Source organism: Mesorhizobium sp. WSM4828, from assembly GCF_055811175.1.
This window is the reverse complement of sequence record NZ_JBVVQK010000021.1, coordinates 106497-115022: the sequence shown is the minus strand read 5'-3', so window position 1 is coordinate 115022 and position 8526 is coordinate 106497. Positions and strand designations below refer to the sequence as shown.

Sequence of the window (8526 nt, the reverse complement as noted above, 5' to 3'; positions counted from 1 at the left end):
GGCCGCATTGGTGACCACTGCCTCACCCTCGAAGATCGCGTTCTTGACGTCAAGCTCCCGCGCGGCTTCGACGAGGCCGGTGTATTTACTCGTCCAGTCCACACCGCTCTTGGTGAAGGCGCGGATATCGTCGCGGCTGTTGATGACGATCTGGGTGCGGTAGCCGTCCAGTCCAGGGCTCACCCTCGGGTGGCTTGGCGACCAGCTTGGGCTCCATCGGCGGAACGACTCAACGCCGGCGCCGGTACCTACAATTTTACCCACCCAGTCAATACTAGGTACAAAGCTATATTAGCCAGAGTGAACGGAACGTGATTCCGCATGGCTGTCTTTAAGGGCGAGGATCAACAACATCGCTGAAGGGCATTGTTAGCACGGTCCTGCCGCTCTCGTCGGTGACCTCGAAGCTGCAATCGAACCAGCTTCGGATCGTGTCCATGCGGGTCCGGAAAACGAGGTCGTGCGCGGTCGCGAGCGCATGCCCGCGCACGGCGTCGTCATTTGCCAGTTCGTCGCCTTCGTAATCAGGGATTAGGCGACCGCGGTACCGCACATTCATAAAGTAGCGCAACACATCATCGCTCGCGCCTGATTGGGAACTGGAATACGTTAGAGTATTCCTTTTCGGCAAAGCCGTAGGACTGGCCGGCAATCTGTTCCAGCTTCGCTCGATTCCTCATGATAATGTGACCACGTGTGGCCCTTATCACCCCGGCACCCTCCAGCATCTGCACCGCCAAGGTCACGCCGGGGCGACGCGTACCGAGCATGACGCTCATAAATTCGTGCGTGATAGGCATGTCGTCCTGCTCCAGCCGGTCATGCGTCATCAGCAGCCACCGCGCTAGCCTCTCCTCGGTCGAGTAGCCCGCATTTGCATAGGCTGTCTGACTGACTTGCACGATGAAGGTATGCACGAAGCGGAGAACGAGCGCGCGCAGCGTGCTGCTGCGGTCCATTGCCGAAAGAAGCTCGCCCGCCTCAATCCGCAACGCTTCGCCTGCAGCCTGGACCATGCAGGTGTGGGGCGTGCGGTCCACACCGAGCACGACAGATGTTCCAACCAAACCCTCCCATCCCACCATGCCGACCTCGAACCGTCCTTCTTCGGTGTCCGCCACGATTGAAGCAATCCCACGTTCGGGGAACGTAACATGGGTGATCTTTTGTTCGGCTCTGAACAGGTGTTCGCGCAACCCGAACGTGACGGGTTCGAGATGTGGCTGCACGAGCCCAAAGTCGTCGGGCGACAAGGACGTGAGCAGACGGTTGCGAATGCTTAATTGCTGAAGCTGAGCCACGCTCTTGCCTCCCAGTTGGGGCAAGAGCACGAGCACCTCTAGCCATCTCTCAGCCGCTTGCGCCCGTGGACGTCGGCAAGCGATGGGTATTTATCTTCCTAAGTCCCCTCGCAAGCAACGATGAAAGCTACTGTCAGGGCTTAGGTACGAATTCGAACAAACCGCCGCGAGCCGCAAGATTCTGGCGAAAGACGGGCCGGTTAGTTCAGCGCTGGCGGCTTGCCGGGTCTGAACCCCTTCAGCGCAACCGCGATGCCCATCATCACTGATTGCTCGGGTGATCGAGAACGCGCAGGGTGCCCGGCTCGTCGCCACCAACGCCGCAGATCGGCAGGACCTGATAATCGCCCTCGAAAGGCTCCGTGTCACCATTCGCTAAGAAGTCGTATTCGGGGAAACACCTTTTCAGGAAGGCCTCGACTTCGCGCAAGACCTGTTCGGACCGATGTCCCAACGGTGGCAGGATGATGAAGCTGTCGACCTCATCGACTGCCGGCATGCCCGAAATATCGATGCCAGAATGCATCCCAGACCCCCGAATGGATGTTCCATTTTCGTTAGATGATCACGTCGCCATGTCAAGCCACGGCGAAGGCGAAATCGCCGCACCTTTTCGGTGCGTCAATACCCACGTCTTTGCGATGGAATTCCCCGGGCGGTCTGGCAAGCTCGGTCCGAAGGAGTTCGCCATGACGTCTCTCACCTGCAGCCTTGCCGCCGATACCAACGGAACGTGGCGGGTCGTCTTCTTGCCTGAAGAGTCGCATCTCTATGTCGAATTCGGTCCGCCCCAAGTCAGTTCAAATCCGGTCGACTGGATGAGTGCGGACGATTTCCTTGCGAGACGCCCGAACGATGCACTCCACAAAGGTGCGCGTGACCGCTTGGTTTCGCTCATTTGCCAGGCGATGAGCAAAGCAAAAAGGCCGCCGCACGTTAGGTGCGGCGGGGCCGACCACGCTTGACATCAGGCGGGAGGACTCAGCTTGCTCAGAATTTTTACCAAGTATTCCGAACCGCCCATTCCACACAAAATCGTTTGTTGATCTTTCCCCGCAATGTGCCAAAAAATGACGCTTCTGTAGTGCGTTGGGGAGCCCTCAGATGAACAACGTAGAGGCGATCTTTGGCCGCAGACCGGTCGAGCTTGTGCAGGATGCCATCGCCAACACGCCGGACAGCAGCACCGTGTCGGTCAAGGCGGTGATAGCGGCAGTTCGTGAAGCTGCGCCTGATCTCGAGATCGGTGATGCGACGTTGATCCAACTTATCGTCGAAGCGGCTCCGGTATTTTTACGGGGAGTGGCCTTTGACCTCGACGAATAACAACTGATTCGTCAGTTCCTGCCGCCTTTAACCCTCCGGTGTATGTCAAGACCGACCGACCTGGGATGCCTGCGGATTCGATCACGCCGCGGGTTCGGAACAGATTGCTGAGACGCCCTCGGTACGCCTTCGTACATCGAATTGATCCTTAAGACTACCGTAGTATCATCGAACCCTTACAACCGGGGGGTTGGATGGGCGTTGCAAGGATCGATCCAGTGTTGGAGGAGGCAATTAATGCGGTCCTCAACAGGGCTGACCGAGAGGACACCATATCGATTTCTGGCGCGCTACGCCGGGTTCGGGAGGCGACACCTCATTTGGTCGCGACAGACCAAGAAATAAGGGACGCTATAGTCGAAGTTGCCGATGCCCTTCGGCTGCCAGTAGCGGGCAATGACACGTAAAGGCTGCTAAGGAAGGCGGCCCACTGTTTAGGGCTCGGGGTGCCCGATGGTCGGTTCCGCCTCCACATCGTGGCCCGTGCCCCTCATGGGAACATCGCCCAGGACCGATGAGCACCGCGTGCCGCAGCCTTCCGACTGATCCTTCGCGGCTATTGCCGTCACGACTAAACCGAATGCAAGCGAAATGGCGAGGGCGACACCCATTGGGAGATGATGCATGCCTGCCCGCCTAACGAGCGCTTCGAAGACGGTCGATGAACGTTTGGAGACAGTCCCATCACGCCCTCAAACATGCCTAACGAACCGTTATGCGGCGTCAAGAAGGCTACTGCAGAGCCGGAGGGGTGGCTACCCACAGAAGCAGTGCAGAGCCGATTCCATAGGGAACCAGCACGACCGCCAGCGCTACCCAAAAGCCGAGGTCCGCCAGGACTGCCATTTCACTGCGAAGTTGTTCCATCGGGTGTTTCCACGGAGGGTGTGTTTTCAGCCTTCAGCCGCTTCTCCCGGAGCCGAGCGGTCTTTGCGTCTCGGGCCGCGCGCTCAACATCGATTAATGACCGTGCAGCATCTGACGTGCGCTGCTGTCTCTCATCTCTCTGGGTCCAAGTGGCCAACCGGCGCTCTCCTGTGCGTGGCCCGATCTGGGCGGATACTGCAGATCGAACCATCGTCACAGGCGGGTGTTCCACTCAAGAGAACAAAAAGCCCGCCGACCGAAGCCGACGGGCCAAGTGTAACCGACAGCTAGGCACAATTGCTGTCTGGCCGGAGTACAAGGCACCAACACGCGAAAAGGCCGAAAGTTCCGCAGATGCTAATATACAACAGGTTCGCGGCTAGCCCGGAATTCCGATGGGAGACCCGAACCGTGGAACCTTTCAAAAGCGCATGACTTTTGCCTTCTTGTGGAAGGAGATACGAAATGAGCCTTGACATAGGAAAGGTCGCCATAGCCTTGCTTGGCCTGCTTGCCTACAAGAACAGGGACAAAATCGGCGAGTTGATCGCGGGCAGGAAATCGACAGATCCCAACGCTAGCGCGGGCTCCCCCGGCGGCTTCGGCGACATCCTGGACCGTCTCAGAAATGTCGGTGCGGGCGATCAGGTAGATTCCTGGATAGGAAAGGGATCCAACCGACCGGTTCAGCGCGAACAGGTTGAGAAAGCAATCGACCCGCAAACGTTGGATGACCTGGCCGAGCAAACCGGATTGTCCCATGACGAGCTTCTCGACCGGCTCACAAGAGAACTTCCCGACGCAGTAGACAAACTCACTCCCGACGGCCAGTTGCCAGCGAGCAAAGGTCCAAATCTCCTGGACGTGGTCCCAACGACTGGTCGTACTTAGCGCCATCTCGCCATCGACAGCTAAGGTCGTCTCGGGTCGCTTTCGCTCGCAATCAGGCGGTTCGGAAATGGTTGCGAATGTGGTCGTTAAGTAGGCTGCTCAGAACACTGGCGCCCTCGCCCTTAACGTCGGATCGCTCCAGGCGCTCCACGACCCGGCGCAAGACGATGTTGGAGCGGATATCGGCAATCGCCTCCTCGAGCGTACGCGCAGCTTCAGCTCACCCGGACAACCTTTCGGGCCAAAGCCTAACGTCCCGACCGATAGTTTCGGTCCGGCGGATAGCCAAGCTCGCGGCGTGGTGAGGCGGCTATTTCCCGATTTGGCACAATCGGATTGGCATCTGAGTTGCCTAGCAAGACTCGCTAGCGTTTAGCCGCAGCGCAAAAGCGCAAACGCAGGAGAGGGAAAATGGGTTTGGCCCGGGATTTGTCCGACGTTACGCTGACGTTCAAATGTCCGAATTGCTCGCATCCGATGGTGAGGAAGGGCTCTGCGATAAGAACGATCGCGCACTTTGTATGCGACGGGTGCAAAGCCAAGGTGCGGCTCACCTATCCGCAGAAGCTAGCAATCTTCGAACGGCACAACGGATTGGCCGCGCCGCCGCGAAAGCACGCGCGCAGAGATCGTGCGCTAGCCACCGCGGGGCGATTGCTGCGGACAAAATGACTCAGAAACGGCCAAAGTTAAGGCACAGAAATCACTCGCGCCACGATGTGCGCCGGTCCGGCGAGCGATATTTATATGACGTGTTCCGGTGCGTCGTGGTCAGCTCAGGACGAGTCCCGCCAATAGGACCGCAAGGAGCAGTGAAAGCGGAACGGCCAAGAGACAGCACATTTCAAAAGTGATGTTTTGTCGCCCGTTCATCGTGCTGATCCCGCTTCTGCTCTGTGTGACTTTGATAGCAACGGGTGGTAGCAGGTAGCGGTTCCATACGAGTTCGTTCATGAAGCGCTTGCCGTGGCGTACATTAGCAACACCTTGACCACCTCCAAGGCTGCTCCACCCTCATTCCATGGCGCGGATCAGCGTTGGAGATGAGGTTGCAATAACCGCTACAGTTCGGCGTCGGGTTATGGAGGATCGCGTAAGCGTCTCTATCCCGGGCTATAAATTCCCGCATTCCATCAAGGACAGCACCTCAAAGGTAAAGCGAGGCCAGCAAATCGAGCTTAAAGGAGAAGTTACCCGGATCGATGAGGAGAAAGTGACAATCGATCTTGGACCGCTGGTGACAGTTGATATAGACAATGTCCGCCTGGTGGAGAAATACCGCCCACAGCAGCGCAGAACGCACCTACACGACAAGACAGGCTAGGCCTGTTCGTCATCGACTGGCCATTGCGTCCTTCATTCGCATGCTTCGCTTCCATTAGCATTAGCTCATATTTCGATAGCCGGCGCTGCCCCTCTAACCCCGCCGGTCAGGCCCGGCATCTTACTGACAGCCCCGCGGGGTGGGTGCCGGGCCGCACGTTCCTTTAGCAGACGCAGCGTTTTGCGCCGTGGAGGCTGTGTTTGGGCCCTATGTGCCTCGCACCATCCACGAGCTGCCAAAAGCCACCATTGAGAACGTGGAACGGCTGACCCGGTGCCCTGATGGGACCTAACTCTGGCCAACCAGATCATTGGTCCCGTGCAGGGGCAGGCTTGGGAAACCGCCGCTTGGCTTGGTTGCTGGCGTCATCTGCGGAGGAGAGATCGGCAGGACAGCGCTCACGCTGATTGGGGTCCGCAGGCCATTGCTGGATTTGCCACGCGGTTTGAGCACGCTTGATCGAAAGCGGGTAAGCTCAGGATCACTCGTCCGCCCGGCTTCGGAGGGCAAGCTTGCGCGGTGCGTCCAGCTTTTCCACCGCAAATTTTCGCCCGTTCTCAAATTTGTTCCTCCGTTTCGCGTGACTCAATTAGGATGTACTGATGGAACGTCGTCACGCCCTCCGGAGAGTCACGAACGGTTTTTGGGAGGTCTATGATATAGATGACGACGAGGTTGTCTTCACAGACGGAGTAGCTCTGACAAATTTGCAGGGAGGAGAGGCACTCGACGCCCTGGAGCTGCTAAAGGACGGATTCCTGATCCCGAGCAAGCGAAAGTATTCCCGATTCTGACCCGGCGGTGAACTGCTGTCCGACAGGGTGCGGCATGGAAATTATCGCGCATTGCAGATGCGCGATAATCCCTGTCGGCGCTCAGGTGGCAAGGTTTTCCGCGCATCCAGGATGCGCGATATTCGCGCGCGGAGATCAGGCCGGGCGGAGCCGGCTCTCGTCGGAGGTCGCGACCGTCAACACCGCTCGGATGCATTCTAACGCTACTTGGAGGGCGGCCTTGTGTGAGCTCACCAAAGCAAGTTTTGCTGAACTTCTGCTAGCCATTTCCGGGACTTGGAAGCCATGCTATTGCCCTGTGGACGTTACGACGCAGCAGCGATTGGGGCACATTCCAGGCCATGTGCAATCTTTACAACATCACGACCAGCCAGCAGGCCATCCGCCAGTGGACACGCGCCTTGCGCGACATCCTCGGCAATCTCGAACCCTCCATCGACATCTATCCCAACCAGCCCGGCGCGGTGGTGCGCAACGCGCCGGACGGCGAACGCGAACTGGCCAATCTGCTGTGGGGCATGCCGACGCCGCTGGAGCGGGTCAAGGGCAAGGCCGACTATGGCACCACCAATATCCGCAATCCGCAATACGGCCACTGGCAGCAATATCTCGGCATCGAGAACCGCTGCGTGGTGCCCGTCACCAGCTTCGCCGAACCCAGTCCGACGCCCGGCGACAAGGACCCCGAGACCGGGATCCAGCGCAACTACTGGTTTGCACTCGGCGAGGACCGCCCGCTGTTCTTCTTTGCCGGCCTGTGGACGCGCTGGCATGGCCTTCGCAAGGTCAAGGACGGCCCTGCCGATCACCAGGTCTATGGCTTCATGACGACCAGGCCCAACGCGCTGATCGCGCCGATCCACGAAAAGGCGATGCCGGTGATCCTGACCACGCCGGAAGAAACCGAGACGTGGCTGACGGCGCCATGGTCGGAGGCAAGACACCTGCAGCGCACGGCGCCCGATGACGCGCTGGTGATCGTCGACAAGCCGGCGACGCAGATCAAGTTTCCAGAGCAGGCGCCGGCGCAAGGGTCGCTGTTTTAGGTGTGAGTCAACACTCGCTCCGCCCTTGAGCGAACCGGCCTGTCGCGCCGTCGCGCTCGCCCTTTGCGCCCCCATATGGTCTCATGAATTAGCTGTGGTCGGCTGTTCGCCAATATGCTTCCATGTAGTTGGCATACGTCACGCAACCAGTTCCCCATGTATCGCGAAACCTCTTGCAGTAGATTTTCGGCAGAGCACCAACTTGGATGTCCGTCATGGTGGTCGTAAATTCAAGGAAGTTCCTGCCATTTCCGAAGTGCAGGAACTTTTAATTGTCCGCCGGTTCAAGTACGCTTATTCGGTTGCCACGCGGTACGCGCGGCCAGGGAGGAGGAAGCCATGCTTCGGATTGCCACCCTTGTGACTTTCAGCATTGGCTTTGCCGTTTTCGCGACCATGTCGGCGCCGCAGTCCCAAGCCGCACCTTGCGGTATTGTGCACAAGCAGGCCCGCCAGCCGCTGAATGACCAAAATTTCTGGCTGCTCGCTGAACATGGCGGCAAGGCCTTCGTTGACCAACGCACTTGCCTCGTCGCCAGGATAGACAGGCTTGATCAGCCTGTCACGCTGAGCGATGCGATGGGGTATTGCGCTACGCTCGGACAAGGCGGGCCTTACGGCGACATGGGCTGGCAACTTCCGACGATGTCGGAATTGACGAGCCTCGATTCGGCGGACTGGCCAAGGCAGCGCGAGGCGTTCGCGCAATACAAGCTGCCACCGCTCGCGCGTAGCGAAACCGAATACTGGACGCGCACTGAATGGCCAGGGCTGGCAGGATCCTTCGCGGTCGTCACATTCAGTGCACCCACGACTCTGGTGCGTCCGCTTGAAGCGACCAAGAAGGCAAGCGCATGGTGTTTTTTTGGGGTGCCGGCCACGGGCGTGGACTAGCTACTGGCGTGACCTATTGAGCACCATATCGCTCTTATGTGAGCTAATGTTTCCGCGCGATCGTGGAAGGCAATCATAGAGTC

Annotated in this window: 9 protein-coding genes and 1 pseudogene; 6 read left to right on the top strand and 4 right to left on the bottom strand. The window is 58.6% G+C overall.

Going from position 1 to position 8526, the window contains the following annotated elements; genetic code table 11:
- From AC0L2X_RS22530 to AC0L2X_RS22515, 4 genes and pseudogenes are all read right to left on the bottom strand, one after another.
- Positions 1-183 (bottom strand): annotated as a pseudogene (locus AC0L2X_RS22530) (ATP-dependent DNA ligase); the annotation flags it as partial.
- Positions 184-331: 148 nt separating this feature from the next.
- Positions 332-559: a DUF6894 family protein gene (locus AC0L2X_RS22525; RefSeq protein WP_473560103.1), complete on the bottom strand. Its 228-nt coding sequence runs from the start codon at positions 557-559 to the stop codon at positions 332-334.
- Between the two features lie 16 nt (positions 560-575).
- Positions 576-1301 carry a Crp/Fnr family transcriptional regulator gene (locus AC0L2X_RS22520; RefSeq protein WP_473559951.1) on the bottom strand — a complete coding sequence of 242 codons (726 nt, stop codon included), beginning with the start codon at positions 1299-1301 and terminating at the stop codon, positions 576-578.
- A gap of 262 nt (positions 1302-1563) precedes the next feature.
- On the bottom strand, positions 1564-1827 hold the full coding sequence (locus tag AC0L2X_RS22515; RefSeq protein ID WP_473600387.1) for a hypothetical protein: 264 nt from the start codon (positions 1825-1827) through the stop codon (positions 1564-1566).
- A gap of 13 nt (positions 1828-1840) precedes the next feature.
- Here AC0L2X_RS22515 and AC0L2X_RS22510 point away from each other — a divergent pair, with 13 nt between their 5' ends.
- From AC0L2X_RS22510 to AC0L2X_RS22485, 6 genes are all read left to right on the top strand, one after another.
- A complete protein-coding gene (locus AC0L2X_RS22510; RefSeq protein WP_473600386.1) occupies positions 1841-2266 on the top strand; it encodes a hypothetical protein in 426 nt (141 codons plus the stop codon).
- 139 nt (positions 2267-2405) lie between these two features.
- Entirely contained in the window at positions 2406-2627 is a 222-nt protein-coding gene (locus AC0L2X_RS22505; RefSeq protein ID WP_473600385.1) for a hypothetical protein, read from the top strand.
- 1332 nt (positions 2628-3959) lie between these two features.
- Complete coding sequence (locus tag AC0L2X_RS22500) at positions 3960-4385, top strand: YidB family protein (protein ID WP_473600384.1); 426 nt, start codon at positions 3960-3962, stop codon at positions 4383-4385.
- Between the two features lie 1081 nt (positions 4386-5466).
- Positions 5467-5709 carry a hypothetical protein gene (locus AC0L2X_RS22495; protein ID WP_473600383.1) on the top strand — a complete coding sequence of 81 codons (243 nt, stop codon included), beginning with the start codon at positions 5467-5469 and terminating at the stop codon, positions 5707-5709.
- Positions 5710-6844: 1135 nt separating this feature from the next.
- Positions 6845-7549: an SOS response-associated peptidase gene (locus AC0L2X_RS22490; RefSeq protein ID WP_473600382.1), complete on the top strand. Its 705-nt coding sequence runs from the start codon at positions 6845-6847 to the stop codon at positions 7547-7549.
- 339 nt (positions 7550-7888) lie between these two features.
- Positions 7889-8443, top strand: coding sequence for an Lcl C-terminal domain-containing protein (locus AC0L2X_RS22485; RefSeq protein ID WP_473600381.1), 555 nt, complete (start codon positions 7889-7891; stop codon positions 8441-8443).
- Positions 8444-8526 lie beyond the last annotated feature (83 nt).